Annotated in this window: 20 protein-coding genes; 5 read left to right on the forward strand and 15 right to left on the reverse strand. The window is 38.9% G+C overall.

All coding sequences use genetic code 11. From position 1 onward, the window contains the following. Positions 1-504 precede the first annotated feature (504 nt). The 3 genes from CLV96_RS20030 to CLV96_RS14745 form a co-directional block, all read right to left on the reverse strand. Positions 505-930, reverse strand: coding sequence for a phosphatidylinositol phospholipase (locus CLV96_RS20030; RefSeq protein WP_166669665.1), 426 nt, complete (start codon positions 928-930; stop codon positions 505-507). Between the two features lie 529 nt (positions 931-1,459). Next, on the reverse strand, positions 1,460-2,458 hold the full coding sequence (locus CLV96_RS14740) for a hypothetical protein (protein ID WP_004788018.1): 999 nt from the start codon (positions 2,456-2,458) through the stop codon (positions 1,460-1,462). Between the two features lie 2 nt (positions 2,459-2,460). Beyond that, positions 2,461-3,777, reverse strand: a complete 1,317-nt coding sequence (locus CLV96_RS14745) for a helix-turn-helix domain-containing protein (RefSeq protein WP_004788103.1) — start codon at positions 3,775-3,777, stop codon at positions 2,461-2,463. Between the two features lie 228 nt (positions 3,778-4,005). On the opposite strand from CLV96_RS14745, the gene CLV96_RS14750 reads away from it, so the two are divergent. From CLV96_RS14750 to CLV96_RS14765, 4 genes are all read left to right on the forward strand, one after another. Then, positions 4,006-4,758, forward strand: coding sequence for a ParA family protein (locus CLV96_RS14750; RefSeq protein WP_004788002.1), 753 nt, complete (start codon positions 4,006-4,008; stop codon positions 4,756-4,758). Beyond that, on the forward strand, positions 4,742-5,560 hold the full coding sequence (locus CLV96_RS14755) for a ParB/RepB/Spo0J family partition protein (RefSeq protein WP_004787959.1): 819 nt from the start codon (positions 4,742-4,744) through the stop codon (positions 5,558-5,560). Before CLV96_RS14750 ends, CLV96_RS14755 begins: the two co-directional genes overlap by 17 nt. Before the next feature lie 374 nt (positions 5,561-5,934). Continuing rightward, a complete protein-coding gene (locus tag CLV96_RS14760) occupies positions 5,935-6,822 on the forward strand; it encodes a helix-turn-helix domain-containing protein (RefSeq protein WP_040917479.1) in 888 nt (295 codons plus the stop codon). Positions 6,823-6,872: 50 nt separating this feature from the next. Further along, positions 6,873-9,383 carry a discoidin domain-containing protein gene (locus CLV96_RS14765; protein WP_004788279.1) on the forward strand — a complete coding sequence of 837 codons (2,511 nt, stop codon included), beginning with the start codon at positions 6,873-6,875 and terminating at the stop codon, positions 9,381-9,383. Here the strand turns inward: CLV96_RS14765 and CLV96_RS14770 are convergent. Next, entirely contained in the window at positions 9,369-10,193 is an 825-nt protein-coding gene (locus tag CLV96_RS14770) for a 1,4-dihydroxy-6-naphtoate synthase (protein ID WP_004788005.1), read from the reverse strand. The genes CLV96_RS14765 and CLV96_RS14770 overlap by 15 nt on opposite strands. After that, positions 10,190-11,368, reverse strand: coding sequence for an AZOBR_p60025 family cell surface glycopolymer formation protein (locus CLV96_RS14775; RefSeq protein ID WP_004787896.1), 1,179 nt, complete (start codon positions 11,366-11,368; stop codon positions 10,190-10,192). The genes CLV96_RS14770 and CLV96_RS14775 overlap by 4 nt, the downstream gene beginning before the upstream one ends. Before the next feature lie 76 nt (positions 11,369-11,444). Here CLV96_RS14775 and CLV96_RS14780 point away from each other — a divergent pair, with 76 nt between their 5' ends. Then, on the forward strand, positions 11,445-12,248 hold the full coding sequence (locus CLV96_RS14780) for a hypothetical protein (protein WP_208325411.1): 804 nt from the start codon (positions 11,445-11,447) through the stop codon (positions 12,246-12,248). Here CLV96_RS14780 and CLV96_RS14785 read toward each other — a convergent pair. The 10 genes from CLV96_RS14785 to CLV96_RS14830 are packed head-to-tail and all read right to left on the reverse strand — an operon-like array spanning position 12,238 to position 25,072. Beyond that, positions 12,238-14,562, reverse strand: coding sequence for a sensor histidine kinase (locus tag CLV96_RS14785; protein ID WP_040917480.1), 2,325 nt, complete (start codon positions 14,560-14,562; stop codon positions 12,238-12,240). The two genes, CLV96_RS14780 and CLV96_RS14785, sit on opposite strands and share 11 nt — an antisense overlap. A 57-nt stretch (positions 14,563-14,619) precedes the next feature. Then, positions 14,620-16,452, reverse strand: coding sequence for a molecular chaperone HtpG (gene htpG / locus CLV96_RS14790; RefSeq protein WP_004788019.1), 1,833 nt, complete (start codon positions 16,450-16,452; stop codon positions 14,620-14,622). Between the two features lie 3 nt (positions 16,453-16,455). Then, positions 16,456-18,027, reverse strand: coding sequence for a BatD family protein (locus tag CLV96_RS14795; protein ID WP_004788198.1), 1,572 nt, complete (start codon positions 18,025-18,027; stop codon positions 16,456-16,458). Then, complete coding sequence (gene batB / locus CLV96_RS14800; RefSeq protein WP_004787910.1) at positions 18,011-19,639, reverse strand: VWA domain-containing protein BatB; 1,629 nt, start codon at positions 19,637-19,639, stop codon at positions 18,011-18,013. Before batB ends, CLV96_RS14795 begins: the two co-directional genes overlap by 17 nt. Next, the gene (batA, locus tag CLV96_RS14805; protein ID WP_004788083.1) at positions 19,636-20,592 is read right to left on the reverse strand and encodes a VWA domain-containing protein BatA; all 957 of its coding nucleotides are present in this window, start codon (positions 20,590-20,592) and stop codon (positions 19,636-19,638) included. Before batA ends, batB begins: the two co-directional genes overlap by 4 nt. Further along, a complete protein-coding gene (locus CLV96_RS14810; protein ID WP_004787998.1) occupies positions 20,592-21,431 on the reverse strand; it encodes an LB_053 family protein in 840 nt (279 codons plus the stop codon). Before CLV96_RS14810 ends, batA begins: the two co-directional genes overlap by 1 nt. Then, the gene (locus CLV96_RS14815; protein WP_004788044.1) at positions 21,424-22,242 is read right to left on the reverse strand and encodes a DUF58 domain-containing protein; all 819 of its coding nucleotides are present in this window, start codon (positions 22,240-22,242) and stop codon (positions 21,424-21,426) included. The genes CLV96_RS14810 and CLV96_RS14815 overlap by 8 nt, the downstream gene beginning before the upstream one ends. Continuing rightward, positions 22,243-23,223, reverse strand: a complete 981-nt coding sequence (locus CLV96_RS14820; protein ID WP_020777279.1) for an AAA family ATPase — start codon at positions 23,221-23,223, stop codon at positions 22,243-22,245. It abuts the gene before it with no gap. Then, on the reverse strand, positions 23,214-24,533 hold the full coding sequence (locus CLV96_RS14825) for an LIC20035 family adhesin (protein WP_004788284.1): 1,320 nt from the start codon (positions 24,531-24,533) through the stop codon (positions 23,214-23,216). The genes CLV96_RS14820 and CLV96_RS14825 overlap by 10 nt, the downstream gene beginning before the upstream one ends. Continuing rightward, positions 24,530-25,072, reverse strand: a complete 543-nt coding sequence (locus CLV96_RS14830; RefSeq protein ID WP_004788077.1) for a PaaI family thioesterase — start codon at positions 25,070-25,072, stop codon at positions 24,530-24,532. The genes CLV96_RS14825 and CLV96_RS14830 overlap by 4 nt, the downstream gene beginning before the upstream one ends. Position 25,073 lies beyond the last annotated feature (1 nt).

A 25,073-nucleotide genomic window follows, 5' to 3' on the forward strand; every position in this document is an offset into this window, starting at 1 on the left:
CAGGCTATCGATGTGACCGCACCTGGTCAGCTTCACCGATTCCATATCTTCCCCCGAAACGTTTCCCTTTGGAGAAGGGAGCGGGAACTTTTCGCTAGTTCCGATTCTAGTCCGTTTGGAATTTGCCTAAGGAACGGTAAGCCTAGGAATTGCCGATTTTCGGTCCGCCGGCCGGAAAGCATGTTCCCAATTTGGCGCCGAAAAGAAAACAGTCACTGCCCCAATTTGGTCACAGAGCGAAAACCGAACGACCGTCAGGTGGCCTTGGTGAGGCATTTATGGAAGCGATACGGAATCCAAGTAAATGCCTAATTTTAGACAGTTTTTACTTGCTAAATGGATTTGTGTAGCCGGTTTTTGGACAGATAGGATGAATTCGGGGAAAGTGATTAAATTTGGTCACTTTCAGCCTGTTTACCTACATTTTGATTGGGGATTTGGTTTCTGCATTTTCGTCCTGTGCGCAGCACAGGACTGCCCCTTCCACTGGGAATTTTCGAAGATTTAGGCTTTTTTGGAAGTGGGCTTAGAGGAAGACTTCCCCTTTTTTACAGAAGTTGCGGATTTTGTTGAGGTTCGTTTGCTTTTGGGACCAGTTGCCACCGCAGATTTTTTAGTGGATTTTGCACTAGAGCGATCGGATGTTCTGTCTTCTTCTCCAGCCAAAAGATCGTTGGGGACTCTGCCATTGCGTTTGACCATGTAGATGAAGTGTCGAACGTATTGGGTATACGGCTCTGGGATGGTCTTAGGATCGAAGTTTTTTGCATCCTGAAGGAGCTGGTTGACATGCGCCAGAGGGAGGTCGTCCTTACTGGTTGCCATGAGAATTTCCAATCGTTTGCAGATCTCCGAGTCATTGACTTCGGTAGAGAGTTTTCGCATGGCGTTGAGAAATTTTTGGAAGGCAACTCGCTTCGGCTGAGACATATCCCCAGAAAACCAAAAAGTCCTGGGCTGGCAATCGATTTTACGGAGAAATGCTCTGAGCCTTTTTCAAAAACCGAACTGCTATGAGGGAGCTCCCCTTCCGCATCTTTTGATAAAACATCCTCTTTTGTGGCAAGAACAACTCTCGCATTTTTCAGTGGAACATTCTGCTTCGCACTGTAGTCCGAAGAGAGAGACGAATGAGATAAAACCATCGGTCCGTTTTCTAAAAGCGAAGAATCGTTTGTGGCCATTTCGGCTTGTGGTGTTACGACTACTTCGTAGACCAATCCATCCCGAAGTTCTACTGGAGTGAGGAGTTCATCGTTTGGAATGATGACAGGAAGGTCCATGGCATCTGCCATAAGGCCCGAAATCGGAAAAATAAAAAAAACAGCTAGCAGCACCAAGAAGGTTCCACTTTGCAACTTTTGTGCCAGTTTTTTTATTTTACCCAAGAAAACCATAGTATTTCCCTCAGTTTCTATCGAAATCAGAGAAAAATAAAGCATTTTTTAAGGGATTTTGGCTATTTTTTGATGATCTGCGACCGAACTCGGAGCTTCCATTCCCAGAGTACAATTTCATGTTCTAGGTCTTGGGCCGTCTCTTGTTCCTTCGCAAGCAGAGCATAGATCATATGGGAGATCTCTTTTGAGAACCCCGAATCCAATTCCTTTTCAAAATCTTCCACTCGGAATTCTAAAATCAAAACCGCCAAACGGAAGGCTTCGTTCATGGCAATGAGCTGTGGTTTCACAATGTCCAATTCTGGTTTTTTTAATTCGTTTTTGATCATCACGTCCAAAAAAGTTCGGATGAACATAACATCGTCGGAAGATAAATGGAAGTCCAAAAGAAGTTGTTTTACTTTGTCCAACTCCATGGCCCGGAGATGGATTCTCGCTAAAAACACTGGGTTTTCGCTATAGGTATTTAGGTTCTGGTTTTTGGCGACATCCGTTGCCCTCACCTTGTCGTAATCGACCACACCCTTGTCTTTGGATTCGTCCTTTTTGGGAGACTGTGACTCCGCAGAAGTATTGATCCTTTTTTTGATCACAAGGATATTCATGCTAGGGTAACGAATCTTAAAAGATACCATATCCGAACGGGGGATTTCTTCATCGACCACAAGGAATTGGGCCTGTTCTCCCCGCTCCCAGGCAGCCATCAAATCTTCTTTATTTTTATAATGGTAAATGACAACAGGGAGAACGTCACTTAGACTTCCGGTTCCCAGATAAATTGTTTTGATTTCGTTGGAAAATCCATGTTGGTAAGGAATGACCAGTTTCCCCGCCTTGACATTGACAAATGAGAGTTCACCCAAATGGAAGTGGGAAACGTCGAAATCGTCCCCAAAAAAACCAACCCGAGGGACGTTGACAACGATGGAATTGTTTCTGGCACCCTTTGGAACTTCTGGCCCAGAATCAGTAAAGACAACGTAAGTCAGCTTGGAAAGTCGTACTTTGACAAGAAAACCGGCAGGGGTTTTCCGCTCTTCGTATACAGTATCATCCATTTTTACATTAATCCAAGCTGTTTCATTTTATACTGGAGGGAACCCCTCGAAATACCCAAAGCCTTTGCCATCCGAATTTGGTTGCCCGAAAATATCCGCATCGCTAGAAGAATCTTCTGCCTTTCTAAGGCCTCAGTTCCACGCCGCAAGTCTAAATCTTCAGCATCAGGAATCTCCAAATCCATCTTTGATCTTCCAGGTTCCAAATCGGAAAGTTCGACCTGGTTCGACCTGCAAGTCAAAATCCCAGTCAAAATGGCATTTCTCAAATCGGTGAAGTTTTCTGAATAAGATCTAGATACCAATTCTTGCAAACTCATCACCCCTAACTGTAACCCCGATCGGTTTTGAGAATTACTGAGTTCTTCAAAAATGGACTGAACCAAAATCTGCAATTTCGCTTTTGGAAGAAACCTAAGGGATGGTAGTACCAACGAATTTTTTCTCAAAAATCTTTCAAATTCAGGTAATAATTCTTGGCCCATTTCTTCCGGTCCGAGCAAAAATAAGGACCCCGAATGGCCTGACTTGGACCACCAATCGGAGAGAATTTGTTGTTGGCCCAAATTCCAAGTATGAACTCCCACTAAGACCAAACTCCCATTCCGAGACTCATTCCCCCAAACAGAAAGAGCCTTCTCTAATTTCCCAAAATGTTCAGGTAGAGATTCGACTACCAAAAAAGGTGCCCCTGGCAATTGGCTTTGGTGGATCCATTTAGCTAAACTTTTCTTCCCCGATCCGGAAGGGCCAAGGATGGTGAGGATTTTTTGTTTCGAAAATTCTGAAATTGCTAGGTCCAAATTTGGGATTTCCTGGCGGTATAAGGCTTGCGAATTTTCTCCTAGATTGGCAAGAGAAAGTTTGCCTTGAGGCTTTGTTCTCCCCCATTCCATTCCAATTTTTTCTGCGAAAAGAGCCATGAAGATACCTGCTGGCACCACCGAGGATTCTTCTAATTCAACCAGAAGAAACCCGATCTTCATTTCCCCAAAGTGGATAGAAACGGCCATGGCATTTGTTTTTTTCCCAAACAATTCAAACTCGGTTCCTGAAAAAAATACTGGTTCCTGGGAGTTCATCAACTCGTCCCAATGCAAAGAATTCCGATTCAAAAAAGAATAATAAAATCCATCTTCACCATACCCAAAACTAGAAGATTCAAAAAATGAATCCTCATTCTCTGCTTTCAAAACAACAACACCTGCAAAAAATCCAAGCTCTGTACATAACCCTCCCCAGAGATTGGGAAGGACAGATTCCATCCAATCCTTGCCTGTTTTTTCGGAGGCAAGTAGGGAAATGGCTTGGGAAGGCATGTTATGAAACTGTTTAAATTTAATCACTTTGTCAAGTACGTACCTATTTGAATGTCGGACGTCCGACCAAAAGAGAGGAGAGAGTTTTTGCTAATTTTCGGTATGTCGGATGTCCGACAATGAAGGAAGAAATTACCAAAAAATCCTTTTTTTAGCGGTTTCTAAAAATACAATTGATCCCAAATTTTCAGCAGGAAAGCATACCATTTGGGAAGGGAAAAGAGATAGATGATCACCATTGCAGTTGCAAACCAAAAAGGCGGAGAAGGAAAAACAACGACTTCTTTGAATCTTGCCATGGGATTGGCACGTCGAAATCTTAAAACCTTACTCATTGATATGGACCCGCAGGCGAATTCCACAGGAATTTTTCTAAACCCAGAAACGGTCGAAAAAGATTTGGCCCACCTCTTCCAGAACTCAGCCAACCTGAAAGAAATCATCGCCCCTGCATATAACGAGCATTTGTGGATAGCGCCATCTAGCATGCGTTTGGCGGAAATGGAAACAGTCTCTGTCAACTCCGTTGAGGCACCCTACATACTTAGAGATTCCCTTTCCGGAATTAAGGATTTTGAATTTGTCATCATTGACTGCCCCCCTTCTCTTTCTATTTTTACGGTGAACAGTCTGGTTGCCGCCAACTATGTTCTCATCCCCCTCCAAGCAGAAAAATTCTCGATGGATGGGATTATGGGATTACAACAAACAATATCTTCGATCAAAAAAAGAATCAACCCTGACTTGGAAATTTTGGGAGCCCTCATTACCCAACTCAAACCCCAAACTCTACTCACAAAAACCATCCTTCCCGTTTTGACAAAATACTTTCGAATTTTCGAACACACTATCTCAGATGGAGTGGCAATCGGAGAAAGCCATCTGGCAAAAAAATCAGTTTTCGATTATAACAAAACTTCTAGGCAGTCCCAGGAGTATGAAGGTTTTATCGAGGAGGTCTTGAATGAGCTCAAAAAGTAAACGCCTAGGAACTCTTGCTGATATCTACCAGGCAGAAAATTTAGACGGGACCATCCGAACCATTCGAATGGATCGAATCGTACCCTCAGAAAACCAACCAAGACAGGAACGAAAAAAGGGGATTGAAGAACTTGCACAGACCTTAAAGGCCGACGGACTATTGCAACCAATCATCGTATCCAGAGGAGAGAGGGAAGGTAACTACAAAATCATTGCCGGAGAACGTAGATACCACGCCGCAAAATCCCTGGGTTGGTCCGAAATCGAATGCAAAATCTTGAACCGCCCAGACAAAGAAATTTATAAATTAGCCGTCATCGAAAATTTACAAAGAGAGAATCTTTCTCCCTATGAAGAAGTGGATGCCCTACTATTCCTAAAAAATTCTCACAATTACACGGACCAAGAATTAGGAGATCTTTTTGGGAAAAGTCGCAGTTACATGACGGAAGTACTCTCGATCACATCCATGTCAAAAGACGATCTAGAGAAATGCAAAAAGAACGAAATCTACAACAAAAACCTTTTGGTCCAAGCTGCCCAAGCAGCCAAAAAAGGGAGCCTAGACGAATTTTTAACTCTCTTCCATAAAGGAGCCCTAAAAACTGTCCGGGATGCAAAAGATTTTAATAAACAGACAAAAACAAATGAATCTACTCCTAGAACTTCTTTGCTGTCTGGATACAAAATTCGTAGATCTGGGAATGGGATCCAAATTTTATCAGATGACGAAATCTTACTCGGAGACATTTACAAATTCATCCGAAAAGAGTTGGCCAAAAAATACGGTGACTCGGCATAACCCAAACAAGTACTTAGCAGTCAAGTACTTAGGAAAAAAATTTTAAGCCGGGAGAGGAAAAAGGCTGTACGAACTTGACATCTGCCGGAATCCGACAATAATGTGACATAATAAAAGTGATTTGAGTTTGAGCAAACGTTTCTTGTGGAAACAAGAGACGTGGGATCTGTAGTATCCCAACCCGAAATATAAAAAATTCCCCTGGTGTTCCAGGGGGTCGGGGTTTCCCGAAGGAATGTTGTTGGATGAGACATAATTAACATTATGTCAGATAATGTCAACTCCTTCGTAAAATTTGCTTAAATTTAGTTTAATTTTTGCAGAAAAGCGGAGGAGCTTTTGTGAGCGACCAGCGGCATCCCTATATCCGACTGATGACCGACATCATAGATTCTGGTGTTTGGGCAGGCCTATCCCATGCCGCCAAAACCCTTTATCCGGTTCTATTGAAATTCAGTGACTATAATTTTAAACCTGTTTGGCCCAATACCGAAACTTTAATGAGACTCACGGGTTTCAAAACCAAAAAATCCATTGTCTCTGCCAAAAAAGAACTCACCCAGGCAGGCCTACTCTACCAAGTCCCAGGAAGCGGGAGGACCTCAACCCGGTATCATTTCTCATTCCATTACGAGGGTTCCAGAATTACCCCCCTGGGGGATACAAATATCTCCCCCAGGGATTTCGAAATGGGCTCCTCAGAGGGGGCAAAACCGTCGCTTAAGGGGGGTGCAGATGGAACCCCAAACCATATTAATATAACTATATCTAATACAAACAATGTTCCGGCGGTGCCGGCTACTTCGGAGATTCCCAAGGGAAAGGAAGAGAAAATAGGATTTGAAAATCTGGTTGCTTTGTTTGGTCCTGACATTGCCCTTGAAGCATATAAGAAAGCTGTTTCTTTGCATATGGAATCTGACAGTTCGTATCTCCAATCTCTCTGTCGCGAATTGGTTTCCTTGCAACGACAAGAAGTGATTAAAACTGGGCAGAAATCTATGAACGAGGATATCCTTTCTCACCCCGCTTCTTGGACAGGGTTTCTTTCTTGGGCGAGCAAAGAGCTGACTCAATCTTCCTGGAACCAGTTGGAGCGGATCCAAGTGCAAATGGATGGAAACGTAATAGTGGTTGGTTCACCCCTCCAAGGCCATTTGCGCCAAATTATTCAAATGTATTTTACTGAGCGTGTGAAACCAAGCGTCCTTGTTGTGTTTTCTGAAAAAGAAGAAGGATCTCGCCTCAGTGAAATTCGATAGACTGGATAGAAAAACGGTATTTTTTGGAAGGAATCAGCATCAATAAGCGCATGAAAGATCATTTAATTCGCACAAGCCACCCCTACTCTTTGCCCATCAAATCAGTGTCCACTTCTGGAACCTTTGAAATTAAAAACGAAGAATTTTTATCCTTTTTCGAAGAAAAAGAACAGTCTTCTCTTTCCTCCATTATCTTCCAATTTGATGATGTTGTGTATTTTAACGGGATCGAACTTCTGCCAGGCAAAGATGGGTTGGATTTTTTCCCCGACTCTTTCCGGTTTGAATTATCACACGATGGAAAGTATTGGGAGCCTATTCTACAAGAATCTTCTTTTCGTAAATCCTTCAAAACTTCTGCCAAATGGTTGTTTTCTCTCACTAGCGCTCGTTATGTGAAGTTTGTATCAAAAATATCAAGAAAGGCAAGTAACGGGAAAAATCGGATCAGTTTTGGGCAATTGAAAATTCTCATCACTGGAATTCAGTCTATCCAAGCGAGTTCGGAATTGGATCGTTTGTTTGTAAAAGAAAATCTTTTTGATACAAGACCTGATTATGGTTGGTCTTCTAAAAAAAAGGAAGAACCAGAAGAAGAGTATCTAATTTTGGATATGGGTTCTGTGAATCGTATTGAAGAGATGCGGATGCTCACAAAAAATGATCCATCCACAAACTTTCCGGAACGTTTTGTTACTTATTATAGTGAAGATGATATCACTTGGCACCAGCTACACGAAGAAAATTTCTTTTTGTCGGAACCGGGGACATGGTATAAATGGAGATTTTCTCCTGTTAACTTAAGATATTTGAAATTAGTTTTTTTCCAAGAAAAACAGCCAAATAAAAAAGATTATGTAACGGAAGTCATTGAACTCGAATTGTATTCTAGTCCAGATAAAAAAGATTACGGTGGACCTGCCAGAGAGCCCCTACCTTATGCATCCGTTCTTCGTTCGGGTATCATCCGATTGGCGGTTGATGGAGAAGTAAAAGAAGGTGTTGTAGTCCAAGCGAACGATAGACGACTACGTGATGCAACTACCGAATATCGTGGGATTGTGGAATTAGCTTCTGATGGAGAAGAAAAACCTGGCGTAGCTGTTCAAGGGAATGATAAACGCCTAAAAATTGCCACTGAACTCACTCATGGATTGGTGCGATTGTCTAGAAGTGGAGAAGCAAGGCCCGGGCTTGTGGTTCAGTCAGATGATGAACGATTGCGGAGTGCCTCTACAGATCATCCAGGTATCGTGGAACTCGCATTAGATGGAGAAACTCGGCCAGGAGTTGTTGTCCAAGGAAATGATTCTCGATTGCGAGTAGCTACGAAAAAATCGGTAGGGTTAGTCCAGCTAGCCGATGCGGGTGAAGTTGCTGTCGATAAAGTGGTTACTGGTGATGACCCTCGATTGAGAGATGCCACTACAACTGCAAAGGGGATTGTGCAACTCGCATCAAACGGTGGGGAAGAACCCAATACCGTAGTGCAAGGGAATGACAAACGTTTGAAACATGCCAGTACCGAACTTCATGGAATTGTGCAACTTGCTCATTCTGGTGAAACCAAACCGGGTGCCGTAGTGCAAGGGAATGACAAACGTTTGGCGAAGGCAGGGTTCCAAGATGCAGGAATTGTCCTTCTTGCTAACCATGGCGAGGCAGTTCCTGGTAAGGTGGTGCTTTCGGATGATCCTCGTTTGTCAGATAAAAGGGATCCGAAACCACATACACATCCTTACGCAGAAAAAGAACATGATTTTAATTCTCATACTGGTTTATTGAAAATTACAGGGGAAGCAGTAGCTACTTCAAAGGGTTTTGTCCCTCCTCAGGCAAACGATGCGATCATCTATGGAAAAAATACCAAACTGGGAACAGGTGTTGTTGGTGTTTCCGTTGGAACAGGTGTATCTGGGTTTGGGGATTCTGTTGGCATATTTGGGATTTCCAAAGGACAAATACCTAAACAATCTGCAGGGATTTTAGGTGCCGGTACTACGGCACCAGGTGGACGATTTGTATCACAATCCGATTTTGCATTGATTGTTGATGGAAAAGGAATTCCTGAAATTGAACTTTCTGGTTCAGGAAAGGCAATTTATGCGAATGGAGAGTCATTGTTTGAAGGGAATCTTCGCATCACAAAAGAAGGTGGTGAGGAATGTATTGCCAGATATTTCCGTTTGGACGGTAAAGATGTGGTGACAGCAGGAGATCTCTTGGTTGCAACCGAAGAACCTGGTGTTTTAGGAAGATCTAAACACCCCTACTCCACCAATGTCATTGGTGTTTCTGTGGCCAATGCCCATGTCATTTTTGGAAAACAAGAAAAAGCGGTGGAGTATGTACTTGTCGCTTTGCTTGGAATGACTAAGATCCATGTGGATGCAACACAAGTGCCAATTTATCCAGGGGATCTTTTGGTTTCAGGACTATCTTCTGGTCATGCTGTCAAAGCAGACCCGGCAAAATTAAAGCCGGGCATGTTGGTGGCAAAAGCCATTGAAGCCTGTAAAAGAGACAAAGGAAGTATCCTTTGTATGTTAACTTTCTCCTAAAAACAAAGCTTGTGAGGTGGGTTTTTTTATAAAACCTGCCTCAATGGCTCGTTTGAGTAGGTATTCTACTGCCCCGTGCCCTTCATTTCCTAAATTTTTTGTAAAATCATTCACGTATAGATTGATATGTGATTTGATCACCGCATCATCTTTGTTTTGTGAATTAGAGCGAATGTAATCCATCATTTCTTTTGGTTCTAAGTAGGCCGCTTTTAAACTCTCTCTAAGATTAGATTGGAATTGAAGGGATATATCACGTGGTATGTCTCTTCGGATTGCGATTGCACCTAAAGGAATTGGATAACCTGTTGATTCTTCCCACCATTCCCCAAGATCGACTACTTTTTCCAATCCTCGTTCTTCGTAGGTAAAACGTTCTTCATGGATAATGACACCGAGACTTCCTTCTTCACTTAATACCTTCGGAATAATTTCGTCGTAACGAAGAGCAGTTGGCTTTTGTGTTCCATTGGTATATAGGGATAGTAAGAGATTGGCTGTAGTGAGCATTCCTGGGATATACAGTTGTTTATAGTCGTTTAAGTCTGTTTTTGAATTTTTTTTTCTCACAAGGATAGGGCCGCAGCCCCTACCTAAGGCAGATCCAGTTTCTAGTAAAATGTATTTTTCGATAATATGGAAATAAGCAGCAAACGAAAGTTTTGTGACGGGAAACTTTCCTTGGAAGGCAAACTCGTTTAAGTTTTCCACATCATATAACTCTTCTTTTACTGGATAATTTGTGTTTCGGATCAAATGGTAAAAAAGGAATGTATCGTTTGGACAAGGTGAATACGCTAGAGAGATCATAAGCTAAAAAAGAACTCCTTTGTGGGTGTGATCCAGAGGATCCGGATAATTAAAAATACAAATAAACTGAAAGAAATACCTAGGAAAAAACGTAAAAAAAGATTTTTTAAGCTATCTTCAAGTAATAATGAAAAAGGTAAGATAAGTGTAAACATGCGGCTTAAGTTATCAAAGGATCTCCAATAACCTTGTTCCGCAATGAGGATAACAAACAAACTTCCGAAAATAGGAACAAGTATATTGATATCCTCCGGAAAATTGTTTTTTAGCGTTTGGGCAGATGCGATGGTGATGGAAATGAGTGAGATAAAAAATAGAATTTTTGGAAATTCTTTTAGTTTGAACTGAAAAGAACCACTCTCTTGAAAACTTTTAAAAAATCCGAACAAAGGAAAGTCTGTCATATCCCTGAATCCAAGTGGGTTTGTTCCTAAGTGATTTGGTGGATGGATGAGGTCGATCATAACCAAACAAAGAAATGCGAACCCAGGAATGGAATATATACACATCTGTTTCCATCTTTTTTCTACCAAAGCTTTGTAAACGATGGGTATTAAAAACAATACACCTAATTCTCGGGTGATCACCATCATGAAAAAAAAGAATAAAGCCAAAAAATCTTTTTTGTTTTTAAAAAAATAAAATGCAATGATTCCGAAGCTTACAAAAAGGGAATCTGCAACTAAAAGTAAATTTGCATTTAATGAAAAAGGAGAGAACAAATAAAAGGTTACATACCATTTTTTGGATTTTGGCAGTAAGGAATACAAACAAAAGACGGAAATTAAGAATGTAGAAAACAGGATGAAAAGTGTAATGATCGGGTAATAAGAAAACCCGACTAGATTTGAAATGGCGCCTGTTAAAAGAGAAAGTCCAAGACGGTGAAAGCGGAAAAAGTAAGAGTCTACAATGAGATCCCAATCTGAGGAAACAAACAGATCTTTTGCGAGAAGGTAGAAAAATTGTCCATCATATCCGCCTGATTTGTATATTACAAAATGTGAATCGACCAGGTTTGGGTTGATTTCGTAAAACCCTTCCCAAATTCCGATCAAAGCAGACAGGGAGTGGTCATAGGGAGCTGTTTTGAAAAGGATGAGCCCCCCTACTCCCAAAATGTAGAAAACCAAAAGAAAACAAAGTTGGTAGAGTTTCACACTTCCATTTTGCAAATTTTAACAGATTCGAAAAGGAATTTCTCTGGAATTTTATAAAGATTCTGACAGTTTGTATCCAAAGTTGGGGCAAATGAAAGAAGTTCTCGTTACGATTCAAAGTGTTTATCAATATTTAGAAAAACTTGGCCCCAAAAAATCCTTCCAGATTTTGAAAAATCTTGGTTATGAAAAGTTACTTTCTCTTACAGGGAAGGTTCCCAAGGAGAGGTTGATCGTTCTCACGCAGAAATTAAGTGAAGATACCGTTGTAGAACTGGTCAAACAAATTCCCGAGAAGATCCTTGTGGAGATGATCCGCGAAAATGAGGATGAAGATTTGGTTTATTTCATTCACTCCCTACCCATGGTGGATTTGGCTCTTGTCTCTCGTAGCATTCCTCCGCACGATGTGGGTTTGCTTGCAAAAACATTAGGCCGTGAAACAAGTGTGGAGATTCTTAAAACATTAGGGATTGAAAAATCGATTGCGTTACTCAAAGAAATTCCAATGAGAGATTTTCTTTGGTTAGTTGGTGAGGTTCATGTTGGTCCAGTCATCCAACTTGTGAACGAACTCTCTGTCGCAGATTGTAAAAAATGGATCAAACAGCGTGGTTTGGAAGAACTACCTGTGTTGATTAAGTTTTTTGGTGTCCACAATGCGATTCAGATTTTTAAGAAATTGGGTATGAATAAAGCATTGGAGATGATGCATCTGTTAGGAACCAGAGAAATGTTGGAGTTATCATTTCTCCTATCGGGGATGCAGTTGGAAGAAAAAAATATGCCAGCAATTGCAATCTTAAAACCGAACGATTTGTCATCTAAAAACAAAACAAAATCGGCTCCAAATAAAAAACAAATTCCAAAAAAGAAAAAAGCATCTAAACGCTGACGTTTACTTTAGGGAAGTAAATTGTAAATTTGCTTCCTTCTCCCATTGTGCTTTCTACAAAAATTTCACCGGACATTTTGTCCACGAGTGACTTGACAATGGATAACCCAAGCCCAGTTCCCCCGATTTTTTTGTTATCGGAAGAAGGAATTCGAAAAAATCGATCGAAGATTTGATTTTTGTAATTTGGGTCGATTCCAATTCCTGTATCTTCCACTATGATTTCAATTTTGCCATTGGTTTCACGGATTGAAATTCCGATTTTCCCCTTGGAGGTATATTTTAAGGCGTTTACATATAGATTTGTAATGATCTGAGAAAATTCAAATTTTATTCCTCGCAGGAAAAATCCTTTTTTGAGTGATAAGTTCCATTCAATTGGTTTCCCTTTCGCAAGGTGGGAATTCATATGAATGACGTCTTCGATCACAGGGACTGGATCAAAAATTTCGACGACTTCGTCTTCCTTGTCTTTTTCTCTCGAAGTGGTGAGTTTGAGTAAATTTTCGATTAAAAAGCTAAGCCTTTTCGCATTTTTATCAATCACTTCTAACATGTTTTTATGTTCGGTGTTAAATGGCAATGAAGGATCGGATTTAAAAAATTCCAAATATCCTCTAATGTTTGTCATTGGGCTTCTGAGTTCGTGGCTTACGTTGGAGATAAATTCGTGTTGTAATCGTTCTTGTTCTTTTTTTTCTGAATTTGGTCGGAATTGTACTTGGTAGCGTTTTTTTGGGGACAGAAGGATGGATGTGAAGCTGATATCCACTTCTAATTTACTTCCATCTTTTAGCATTATTTCAGCATCGGGTAAGGATAACATTGTATCAGAAGAAAGGTCCGAACCAAATCGCAATTGGTTTGAAACCTGGTTTCCTAGGATAATATCTTCGATACTTAATTTTGTGATGTCTCCGCGAGTGTATCCAGTGAGAGATCGAAATTGGTTGTTTGCTTCAAGAATGCTACCCGTATCGGCATCAACAAGAGCAATGGCTTCTCTTGAAAATTCGAATAGATACCTATATTTTTCTTCCGAATATTGCAAATCGACAGCAGATCTATCTAATTTGATTTCTAAAATTGAGATTAAGTTTTCAAGCTCAGTAATTTCTTCCCTTTGTAGTTCTAACTTGGCGTTAAAAGAATCTAACATTGAGTTGACGAGAACCTTTACTCGGTTGTCTAGTTGTAAAGTTTCGTCGGAGTTGAGCCTTGAATTATAATTTCCTTGTAGGATATCTAAAACGACTGAGTTAACATCCACGATGAGGTGTCGAACAGCATTGAGTTTTCTATAGTTGATCTGTGAAGGCGCATGAAGTTTTGTTTCCGTTGGTTCTTGAAAACTGCTGAGTTTACGGACATCAAAAACTTTTTTTGGTTCTAGTGCAGATAGGATTTCATCAAAGTCGAATGCGGATCGAACTGCATCGGGTTGGATGACTCTTCTGATGAGTCGAAAATAAACATCTTTTAGGAGAGGGAACAGTGTGTTCGCATCGCCTTTGTAAGAAAAAATACCTTTTTGGATGAGAGGGTTTGAGTTTAGGAGATTTTTAGTCTCTCCTACTCTAAGGTGTGGATAAAAATGGGAAAGCTGAAGGTCATCCCACAGATTTCCATTACTGAGTTGGTTTGTGTTTTGTAAAAGATCGATTGCCTTTTTGACAGCGAGAAGAACACCGGAAATTTCCCGTCCAGTTTTTAATACTGCGTCTCCACTAAATGCGAGTAAGGTGGATGGAAAAAAAGATTTGGTTTCTAGGATTGGTAGTTCCAAGGTATTGGCAAAATCTTGAAAGTTTCGAAGGAATGGACTAGAAAATGGATCAGAAACTAAACCCAAACAAGAAGGTTTTAAAAATTCTTTTTCTTCTAAAAATCCAGGAGTGTCAATGTAACGAACTTTGACTGGATTTTTTGGGGCATATTCTTCCAGAAATTTTTCTGCATACAATCTTTCCACTGAGTATTGGTGTGGTACGGGAAGTATATATGCTTTATTTCTTGTGAGGTCTTCTGGTTTAAATTGGAATCGAGAATAAAATGATAAAGGAGAATGATAAAGATAGATTCCTTTATAAATTCGTTTGAGTTTTGACTTTTTGAGAAAACTATCTTGTAGGTAAGCGATGGTTGGGACCTCGCCTGCTTCCACTCGACCGGCGTCCAGTAATGGCATAATGGCCTTGTGATGTGTATTGACGTGAAGAGTAACTTTGACGCCGAATTCTTCAAAGTATCCCTTTTTATAGGCAACGACAACGGGTAGAGAGCTAAGGCGACTTGTTATACAAATCTGGATCACATGGCAACAATCCCAAAAATAGGGATCGTTGCCAAATCTTTCTGTAGGGATTTGTCGCTAGGAAGAAAAAATCTCTTGGAGGAATTCCGTTGTTCTTTTGGTATATTCGGAAACTTCCTTTTCGTCCATAACCTTTGCGGAGAGTAAAGCAAGGTCGTAAATGACTCTAGCCAACTTTTTGCCTTTCTCTGGATTTATTCCTTCAAACGCTTGTAAGGCGGATTTTACTAGTGGAGACTTTGAGTTAACCATGAGAGTGTGAGATTTGAGGATGTTTTTCATGTCATCTCGGTTTAACATGGAGTTCATTTCGGACATTCTTCTCATAAACTCTGGTAAAAGAATCACACCAGGAACTTCTAGTGATTTTAAAGCTTCTACCTTTATTTCAACACCTTCTACTGGTAATGAAGATTGAAATAAATTTTGAATTCGATCAGATTCTGTTTTGTTTTCTTCGTTCACCAGATCTTTAGGGGTGTCTTTATCTACAACTTGATCTGCAATTTCAGAATCAACTCTTTGGAACTTCCAATCGGGGTTTTTCATCTCTAAGTGTTGGATGAGATGGGAGTCGATTTTGGAATCAACAAGTAATGCTTCTAGGCCTTGTGATTTTAGAAGTTCCATATAAACGGATCCCATTTCTGTTTCATTGGCGTAGAAAATTTTATTTTGGTTTTTTTCCTTATTTTTTTCCCAATACTCGGAAGTAGTTGAGTAACCACCTTCTGAATTCTTAAAGATCAAATGGTCCTTCATAGCTTCGTAAAATTTTTCATCGGTAAGAACTCCGTATTTTACAAATAAAGAGATATCGGGCCAGTTTGATTCATATTTTGGTCTGTCTTTTTTGAAGTCTTCGATCAAACGATCAGCTACTTTTTTAATAATATGGTTTGAGATTTTTTTTACTAATGGATCGTTCTGTAAGTAAGATCTGGAAACATTTAGAGGTAAATCTGGAATGTTTATGGTCCCCTTAAGAATTGTGAGGAATTGTGGGATCAACTCACTTGCATTATCACTTACAAAAACATGATTACAAAAAAGTTTGATTCCGTTTTTTGAGGCTTCTAATTCGTGGGTTAACTTAGGAAAATATAAAATGCCTTGTAAACGAAATGGATAATCAACGTTCAAATGAATATGAAAGAGAGATTCTCCTGAGAAAGGGAATAAATAAGAAAAAAAATCCTTATATTCATCTTGTGAGATTTTTGCAGGCTCTTCAGACCATAGAGGTTTTTCTCGATTAGCTTTTTCACCTTGGACATAAATCCCTACTGGCAAAAAATCACAGTATTTTTTGATTAGTTCTTTTAGTTTCCATTTATCTAGATATTCGCCAGACTCACTGTCCAGATAAAGGGAAATTTTGGTTCCTCTAGATTCTTTTTCAATAGGTGATATCGTAAATTCGGTGCCAGACTCGCTTGACCATAAAACAGCAGTTTGTCCCTTCTTGTATGATTTTGTTTCAATAGTTACCTTTTTGGAAACCATAAAAGAGGAATAAAATCCAAGTCCAAAGTGGCCAATGATTTCGGCTTTGTTTTCTGCATTTTGGTATTGTTTTGCGAAGTCTGTAGCTCCAGAAAAGGCAATTTGGTTGATGTATTTTTTGACTTCTTCTGTCGTCATCCCAACCCCGTTGTCTTCGATGCTAAGTATTCTGGAATCCACATCAAAATTTAAATCTATTTTGTACTCGTTTCCACCATCAAACTCCTCCGATAAAGAAATCTTTTTTAGTTTGGTGATTGCGTCACTTGCGTTGGAAACTAATTCTCTTAAGAAGATATCTTTCTCGGAATATAACCATTTTTTTATGATAGGAAAGATATTCTCTGTTTCTACACTAATTTTTCCTGACTCTTCAGCTGACATTTGTTACTCCTTTGTTTTTAATTGTTTTGTTAGTTTTAAGACTTTTGTTTTGTCGAATTTGGATAAAGATAAGAAGGTTTTTTGGGGGGTTTCTTTATCCACTCTCTCTATTAAATTTGAAAGAAGTTGAATGTTTTCTGGTGTGATCCCTCTTTTTTCTAAATAATCTACAAGGAATATATTTCTTTTTTTTCCAAAGTTTTGAACCATATCTACAAACTCGTTTGCCTGGAGATTCAATCGATACTTTCTATATCCTAGGTATGAAAGAGTGCCTAAAACAGCAAGAAAAACTACAGGGAAAATAGAAGGTGCTTTTGAGTTTGTCGATTGATTCGATTTCTGTTGCGGTTCCTTTTCCTTTTCCGAAAGGATAGGTAGGGTAGGAAATTGTAGTGTGAGTGTTTTGTATTGTGAATCCTTTAAGGAAAAGTAACTGAATTGGTAGGGCTCCAGTTGGAGATTTTCTCCTTCTCTCACTTGGTATCCATAAAGAAACCGAACGATAGAGTAGAATCCGTATTCCCCTGATTCCAGCTTTCGAAACGTTTTATTTCTAGTTTGTGAGACTAATTGGTATTTCATTTTCGATTCTTGCCATGGTTTGATTCCCTCATGTCCCCCCTCCCCTTCTATTGTGATCTCGAAATAAACGGTTTCGGCCTTACGGATTTCTTTCGGAAAATTGGTTAGTTTGAGTTGGAAGTTTCCGATGGCACCAGTGAATGTTTTAGGTTGGTTTGTAGGCAGGTTTAGCACCGTCACAGTCGCTGGGGTTGTGTCTACTGTCTCTTGTAATGAGTTGAAGCGTAAACTATCCCCGGAGATAAATTTTGTTTTTCCGATTTGGAACCTGCCTGATTTAATTGGGGTTAGTCCGTAAATTTCTTTATCATATACTAGAGTTTTCTTTAGGCTATTGTTTCTTCTAACTTCTGGTTCAATTTGTACGGATACCTGTCTTAATGTTTCTGAAAGAAAATAAGGAAACGAAATGGATTGGTTGGGGTCTCTCTCTAGAAAGGGCTGTCTATATCCATTGTAGTAAAGAACAAAGTATCCAACAATAGGTTCTCCTTTATAAAATACAGTTTTATTGGTATGGAATGCAACTTCGGGGGATCCCTCTGACGGTGTCTCGAAATCTTCAAATGGGAAAGGATTAAAAAATTGATTTTGAGAATGCCTGCTTTTTTTGCTAACTTTGAATTGAATGGGAGGTGATTTGAAAATTTTGTTATCATATTCTACCGATACCTCTGGGAGATGGAATGTTCCTTCTGATTCTGTATCTACATAGAAATTGAGTATTTGAGATTTTGAAACTTTAAAGTTGATGATTTGAGTTTCCGTTCCACTGCCGGAAAAATGAATTCGAACTCCATTTTGTTTTATGTTTGTTTGGACAGCTCGAAAAATTTTATCCCCGTGGGCTCTTACTTCTAATTTGGCATGTTCTCCTAAAGAAAATTCGTTAGGTGATAAAAGAAAATCTACTTCAGAAGAATCAATTGCTGCCAGAGGGAAGAGGAAAAGGAAAAGAAGTGTGTGTCTTTTATTACCAAAACTTTTCATTATCGAATGATCCCCCTCTTTTGTTCTTCAAAATGGAATCTTGTGAGAATGGGTCCAATATTTTTTCTGCATCTGTTTTGTCTTCTTTTCTGTTTCGTTTTTCCTGTTTTGGTTGCGATTGTTGGTTATTTTCTTCATTTTTTTGTTTGCGTTCTAATTCTTTATCGTTCGTTAGGTGCTCTATGTTTTTTTTGGCTCCCAAATGATCCTGGTCCATCTCAAGTGTTTTTGTATATGCTTTTAAAGCATTCTTTTTGTCACCTAATCTTGAATAAATATTACCAAGGTTAAAATAAGTTTTTGCTTTGAGGCCGTCATCTGATTTGGGATGAGTTAAGATTTTTTCAGCAATTTCAATTGCTTCTTTGTATTGCCCCATTTGATAAGCGGTAGCAGATTGATTGTATAAAAGTCTTGGATCTTCGTGAATGTATTCCTTTGCTTTTTGGAATTCCATTTGGCTTTCGTTATAATTTTTGTTATGATAGGATTTTACTCCTCTCTCGATTGAATTGCCACCTGGATCTAATTCCCATGCGTATAAATCCTTTTGCCAAAATAAGATGCAAAGAAAGAATACTATTGTATAAATCCCCTTGGGAGTATTTTGTAAAAATAAGTTTAGGAGGCGCTCAAAAAATAGAAAGAAAAAAGCAGCAATTAAATATGGATGGGCTCCATCTTCATTTTTGAATCTTTCGATGGTTTGAATTTTTCTTTTTTTTGCAGTTTGGAGTGTCTCTAGGAGGGCATATGCACCTTCTGCTTGGAAAGAAACGTCGTAGTAAGTTCCATGATTTTGGTCTGCTATTGATTTTAATTTAGCAACATTCATTTGAGAAATTACTAAATTTGGTGTAGAAAGGGATTCGGAAATTCCTGCATCAGTGGTGACATACCCACCTCTGCCAGTCCCGGGATCGCGGTATTCTATGTTCCCTCCCTCTTCGGTCCCGATTCCCCATACAATCACCTCGCCGTTGATTGGCGGTATATTTTGGTTTTCGTGGTCTTCGCCATCGGATACGATGATGGTGATTTGAGAGGAGATATTATTATTTTTTTTTCTGATTTGGTTAACCCGCTCTAATGCGATCGAGAGATTTGTACCTTTAGCTCCTACCATTTCTACACCTAATGCTTGTATATAGTCTGCGACTGCGGCAATATCTGTTGTGAGTGGGCAAAAAGAGAAAGATTGGCCGGCAAAAACGATAATACCAATTCTATTGCCTTTTAGGTCGGGTAGAATGCGCAATGCTAAGTCTTGGAACCTTTTTAGTCGGTTTGGTCTTACATCAATAGCATTCATTGATAAGCTTACATCCACAACAAATAAAATATCAGCAGAATCGAATTCTTTTGTAGATTCGACTTCCATTGATTTTACCTTATACAATGAAAAAAAAGCAAGAGTGAGGGATGTAAGGAAGCAGAAAATTCTTAGAAAGTAGAGTTTTGTGTCCGCTGTAAAAATTCTTTTTTTTATATTGGGATATTTTTCTTTGAATGAGTTTGCTTTTATGTTTATATAAAATTTTCCGGAAAGTAGTAGTGTCCAGGTGACAATAGATATAATTGCAACCTTTGTTATTGTTTGGATGTCAATCATAGCTTCTCTGTTAGTGGGTATAATATTAGCAGTCCCGCAACTCCCAATAGAATAAAGAAAATGGATAATGCCGAAGGGAAGTGGGTTTCGTGAATTTCCATTGGTTTAGATGGAAGTTCTACTGTTTCTAGTCCATTGATTTCATTTAGTACTTCCTGTAAAATTTCAGGTGATTCTGCACGGAAAAACCTTCCTTTGGTTCCTGTTGATATTGATTCTAGGGATTCGTAGTTAACTTCGTATTGACCTTGTTCTTTCCCGATTCCAATAGAATAAACTTTTATCCCAAAGGTTTTAGCCGCATAGGATGCAGTTTCTGGATCTAATTTTCCGGTATTCGAAACACCGTCAGTGAGTAGGATGATAATTTTTGATTTTGCTTTTGAGTCTTTTAACCGGTATGTGGAAAGAACGAGAGCATCACCAATGGCTGTTCCTTGTTCGTTGATATCTTCGTCTGAAGTTTCGATGATCAATTCATCTAGTGCAAATCGATCGCTTGATAATGGGGATTGTAAGTAGGCAGCTCCTGCAAATACGACAATTCCAATTCGATCATACAATCTTTTTTGAATGAATTCACGGAGTAGTTCTTTTGAAACTGTGAGCCTGTTTTTTGGTAAAAAATCATAGGAATTTACCATAGAGCCTGAGATATCCAAGGCAATCATAATATCGATCCCGTTTGTGCTATCGGGTGTTAGTTTGTATCTTTCTCCCGGACCTGCTGCGGCAATCACCAAAAATATGCCAGCAATATAAAATAGAACCTCGGACAGACTTAAAAGAATGAATCTGAACTTCGTAGAGAAAAATGATTTTTGTTTTTGAAATCTGTCCGATTGGATGAGTAAAACTGCTCCAATTTTTTCGGTTTTCCATTGATAGAGCGCAACTAAAATTAAAGGGATGATCAAAAATAAAAGATACGGTCTTTGAAATTGTTCAAACATTACAATTCCATATCCTTTTTGATTTTTACCCAAATGGATACTGCCACCGTTTTCTCTAGTTTGGTTTGATTGTTGTCGTATTTAGCATTCCTGAAATAAATTCTTAAGTTCCTAAGGATAGAATCATCGATATGTGTTCTGTCGAAAAGTTCCGCTAAAAATTCGGAATCAGTTTTTCCTAATAGGTTTTTTTCTAACCTTTTGGAATACACCTCTTTTGTATATTCGCTTATCTTAAAGGCAAGTTCCTTTTCATAAATTGCATCGGATTCTAGATAGGTTTCTAAGAAATGAAGTCGTTTAGTTGTTTCTTCTAAAACTGGTTGTTTTTCCCATAATGCATCCACAACTTTTGGTTTTGACTTCCAATATAAATATAGTGCATATAGCAAATATATGTTGATTGAAGTGATGAGTAATACAAGGAATAACCGGAAAAAGTATGGGCCTGAAAAGCTAATCGGGGGATCACTGTCTTCAATGTCAGTTTCGGAGCCAAGTAATTGTGATTTGACTTTTATTCTTTTGGTTGAGTTTTTTCGTTCTCCATTTTCTTCCCAAGACAAAGGAAGAACAAATTCTCCTGGTTTATAAAATAGGATTAATGCAGAAAGTTTTAAGTGATCTTTCTTGATGTTAAAAATTTTAAAGGAAGGTAGAGTGGCATCTTCGTAGAACTCACCTTCTTCCATTTGTAAGTCACTTTCAATTCCTTGGGTAAGTTCAATCTGATAATGTACTGTGTCTCCTACATAGATGTCATCTTCTAAGATTGTTTCCTTTGGATTGGAAAATAAAGGAAAAGTGGAAATGAGAATCAGAAGAATGTATTTAGCCATTTCGTTTGATTTTGAAGAGCGGTATAATCTGATTTGAGAGTTTAGCATTCGGATTGATTTGAACTAAATTTGCGCCGAAAAAACTTTTTGCTGCTTTTAAATCATTTGCATATGTTGTTTTGTTATTCCTGAGACTTGGTTTTTCTTGTGAAATTTGGCGGAACCACTTGAACCAAAGTGGAAACTCTAATGTATCGAATTCATCCTGAATCCAGATTCCAAATGGCTCCCATACTTTTGTATTTCTATTTGAGGTCAAGTAGTCTGCAAATTCGATAAAATCAGATATCCAGTAACAAATAGCAAATTTGGGATAGAGTCTAAATGCAAATTGATAAGCAGAATGATAATTTGTTATACCACCTTCTTTTTGTTTTGTGATATTTGTAAAGGTTTTAAATACGTCTGCTTCTGTTCTTAACCACTTACCTGGGGAATGTGAGCGATTGGAAAACGTAACGAGCAAAATTCGATTTCCCAGTTTGATATGGAATAAAGACAAAAACAAAGCAATTTGAAAGGCAGTGTCTTTTTTTGATTCACTCATAGAGTCGCTCATATCATAGAAGATGATAATGGGTGCGTCTCTTTCTTCATAGTATTCTTTTGTATACAATTCACCGGTTCTTGAGGTGACATTCCAGTCAATATATCGAATGTCATCTCCGAAATGGTAGTTACGCACTTCTTTGAAATCTAATCCACGGCCCTTTTCTGTCATTGGTAGAAAACCTTGCCGGGTTGAAGAAAATTTTTTTTTCGTTTCCCATTGCAAAACTTGGAGGAGACGTTTCAGTTCGTGCGATAACATCTAAGGAACTTCCGTGACAGATAGGATTCGTTTGATAATAGAATCTGTGCTGATATCCTCGCTAATCGCATCAATGGTTAAGTGAAGTCTATGTTTTACAATTTCTGAGAAAAAACGTTGGATATCCTCTGGAATCACAAAATCCCTACCTTCTAAAAGAGCGTTGATACGACTTACTTTTAACATAGCAAGGCTTGCTCTGGGACTGACTCCATGTTGGATAAAATTTTTTAATTCACTATCGATTGTCGTTTGTGGTCGTGTATTACGTGTTAAATTGACAATATATGTTTGTAATTTTGGTTCAACGTATACTCGATTTGAAATTTCTGAAATCTTTTGGATTTCTTTTGGTTTCATAACTTTTTTTGCTTTTTTCTTAGAAAAATCCAAGTTTCCATGTTGGTTTAAGATTGCTACTTCGTCTTCCAAAGAGGGATATGTAACGATTACTTTGAACAAAAAACGATCTAATTGTGCTTCTGGAAGTGGATAAGTTCCTTCCTGATCAATTGGGTTTTGTGTAGCGATCACAAAGAATGGGGGCTCAAGATCGAAAGTTTCATCTGCAATCGATACTTGTCTTTCTTCCATACATTGGAGTAATGCGGATTGAACTTTTGCAGGTGCTCTATTGATTTCGTCAGCTAACAGTACGTTGGTGAATATAGGGCCTTTCCGAATTTCGAATGATGAAGTTTTTGGGTTAAAGATATTTGTTCCAGTAAGATCTGCTGGAAGTAAATCCGGAGTGAATTGGACTCTAGAAAATTTAGCATCAATGATTGATGCTAAATTTTTGGCAACAAGTGTTTTTGCAAGCCCTGGCATTCCCTCTAGAAGTACATGGCCATTTGCTACAAGTCCAACAAAAAGGGATTGGATGACATTGTCCATCCCTGAGATAGATTCGGATAGTTCCGACCTAAGTAATTTTACCTGGTCAGATATTTCTGTAATTTGTTCTTTGTTTATTTGCATTGCGATGGAGTCATTTTTGGCATTGGTTTATCGATCATATAATATTCTGTTTTGCCTCCAATGGTCCAACATCCCATTTTTCTACCTTGAGGTTCCACAGGGCCCTTCCCCAATTCTTTTCCATCTTCTGAATACTCTGTTGCATCATCGGTAGAACGAATGACCATACGTTTTTTCCCAGATGGATAAAAGTAAGTATAGGGAATGCTTGGTTTATAGTTTAATTTTAAATCTTGCGTTTCTTCATCAATTTTAACGAGGGAAAAGAATAATTTTCCTTCTCCGAGAATTTTGCCAGTATTATCATATACTTTAGCGGACTCTAACATACTTTCGTTTGCCATAGTCCCTTGGTAACCGATTTGACCATTTTTATAATAGAACTTCCATTCACCTGTTCTAGTATGTTTTCTTGGGCCTGTTCCAAATATTTTTCCGTCTGCGTAGTATTCTTTCCAGATTCCAGTTCTTTCATATTTGATATCTAGGTTTTCTGAATTTTCTTTTTTAGAATAGTTTCCTTCTGCAAGAATATTCCCTTTTGTTCCAAACATTTTCCATAAACCACTTCTGATATCTGCAGAATAAGAACCTTGTGATTCTACAGCACCATCTTTGTAGTAATTGATTTCTAAACCATTTTTTAAGCCGTTGATAAAAGAAACCTTCGTTTTGATTCCGTTTCCATCGGAACCTACGAAATAGTAAGTCCACTCACCATCTTCTTCGTTATCTTTGAAAGTTCCCTTTTCGACCCATTCGCCTTTATTGTTTTTTCTATAGTAGGATCCATTTTTTTTATCATCTATATAGGTTGTCTCGGAGGTCACATTTCCTTGTTTGTCGAAAGTTTTTGCAATACCTTCTTTTTTTCCATCTACCCATGGTGTTTCAGCCAAAAATCTTTGCGGGCTATCTGGATCTGGCTTTTTCCAGATTCCTGTTTTTTTGCCGTCTATATATTCTCCTACTTGATCAAGAGTTGATTTGTATTTTGGGTTTTCTGCTGTAGAGCCAGGCTGTTCGAATTGAATGTATTCTTCCCAGGGCCCATGTTTTGGGAGGGATTTGATTTTAGCAGGAGCAAACTTTGCGACTTGGTCGTCCGTACACTTTGTTCCCCCGCATTCTGCTTTGACTTCTCCGATGGCACGAATTCCACCAGAGTTTTTGAAACGTTCTGTTCGTATCCACTTACCCTTTGTTAGTTTTAATTCAAATTCTTGGTCGCCTGATCCGTCTTTTACGGAGGCACCAGAACATTGGATGAGGAGTGCTGCGATGGTTAAGTAGAGAAGTTTAAATTTCATGTTTCTATCCTGTCAAAGAGATGTGCGCGTTTCAATTTATTTACCGACAGTAATTCATTCGCAATCGCAATTTTTCCTCCGGTCAACTTATCAGAAAAAAAACGTGGAGGGAGAATGTGAAAGGCACCCTCCCCTTTTACATATAACGTTTCTCCGTCAAGTGAAGTGAGCTCACATTCCAGAAGAACTTTGCGTTTCGCTTTTTTAATCGGCCACGCACGAACCAGCAATTCTTTTTCTACTGGTGTTGCCTTATGAAATTTGAAACTCATAGTGTCGGTCATAACGATGTAACCTAAATGAAAACAGAGACCTCCCATTGCCTCATCCAGAACGGTTGATAAGATCCCGCCATGAACAAAGCCTGGGGCGCCATTATACATTCTTTTAAAACTATAAGTAAAATTTACTTCTCCTGTTTCATCGTGAAACGTGAAATCTGCGACGAGTCCTAGTGGGTTTTCTTTCCCGCATCCGAAACAAGTGTCATGATGGATTTCATAACCATGTTTGGAAGGATTTTCTATCGGTTGGTTCATT

Origin of the sequence: Leptospira meyeri, from assembly GCF_004368965.1 — a bacterium.
Taxonomy (GTDB): Bacteria; Spirochaetota; Leptospiria; order Leptospirales; family Leptospiraceae; genus Leptospira_A; species Leptospira_A meyeri.

Coding starts and splice junctions, on each gene's coding strand:
- CLV96_RS20030 (WP_166669665.1), bottom strand. CDS start 930: ATGTCTCAGCCGAAGCGAGTTGCCTTCCAAAAATTTCTCAACGCCATG.
- CLV96_RS14745 (WP_004788103.1), bottom strand. CDS start 3,777: ATGCCTTCCCAAGCCATTTCCCTACTTGCCTCCGAAAAAACAGGCAAG.
- CLV96_RS14795 (WP_004788198.1), bottom strand. CDS start 18,027: ATGAAAAGTTTTGGTAATAAAAGACACACACTTCTTTTCCTTTTCCTC.
- batA (WP_004788083.1), bottom strand. CDS start 20,592: ATGTTTGAACAATTTCAAAGACCGTATCTTTTATTTTTGATCATCCCT.
- CLV96_RS14815 (WP_004788044.1), bottom strand. CDS start 22,242: ATGTTATCGCACGAACTGAAACGTCTCCTCCAAGTTTTGCAATGGGAA.
- CLV96_RS14830 (WP_004788077.1), bottom strand. CDS start 25,072: ATGAACCAACCGATAGAAAATCCTTCCAAACATGGTTATGAAATCCAT.
- CLV96_RS14765 (WP_004788279.1), top strand. CDS start 6,873: ATGAAAGATCATTTAATTCGCACAAGCCACCCCTACTCTTTGCCCATC.
- CLV96_RS14825 (WP_004788284.1), bottom strand. CDS start 24,533: ATGAAATTTAAACTTCTCTACTTAACCATCGCAGCACTCCTCATCCAA.
- CLV96_RS14750 (WP_004788002.1), top strand. CDS start 4,006: ATGATCACCATTGCAGTTGCAAACCAAAAAGGCGGAGAAGGAAAAACA.
- CLV96_RS14760 (WP_040917479.1), top strand. CDS start 5,935: ATGACCGACATCATAGATTCTGGTGTTTGGGCAGGCCTATCCCATGCC.
- CLV96_RS14740 (WP_004788018.1), bottom strand. CDS start 2,458: ATGGATGATACTGTATACGAAGAGCGGAAAACCCCTGCCGGTTTTCTT.
- CLV96_RS14755 (WP_004787959.1), top strand. CDS start 4,742: ATGAGCTCAAAAAGTAAACGCCTAGGAACTCTTGCTGATATCTACCAG.
- CLV96_RS14820 (WP_020777279.1), bottom strand. CDS start 23,223: ATGCAAATAAACAAAGAACAAATTACAGAAATATCTGACCAGGTAAAA.
- CLV96_RS14780 (WP_208325411.1), top strand. CDS start 11,445: ATGAAAGAAGTTCTCGTTACGATTCAAAGTGTTTATCAATATTTAGAA.
- htpG (WP_004788019.1), bottom strand. CDS start 16,452: ATGTCAGCTGAAGAGTCAGGAAAAATTAGTGTAGAAACAGAGAATATC.
- CLV96_RS14810 (WP_004787998.1), bottom strand. CDS start 21,431: ATGGCTAAATACATTCTTCTGATTCTCATTTCCACTTTTCCTTTATTT.
- batB (WP_004787910.1), bottom strand. CDS start 19,639: ATGATTGACATCCAAACAATAACAAAGGTTGCAATTATATCTATTGTC.
- CLV96_RS14770 (WP_004788005.1), bottom strand. CDS start 10,193: ATGATCTCTCTAGCGTATTCACCTTGTCCAAACGATACATTCCTTTTT.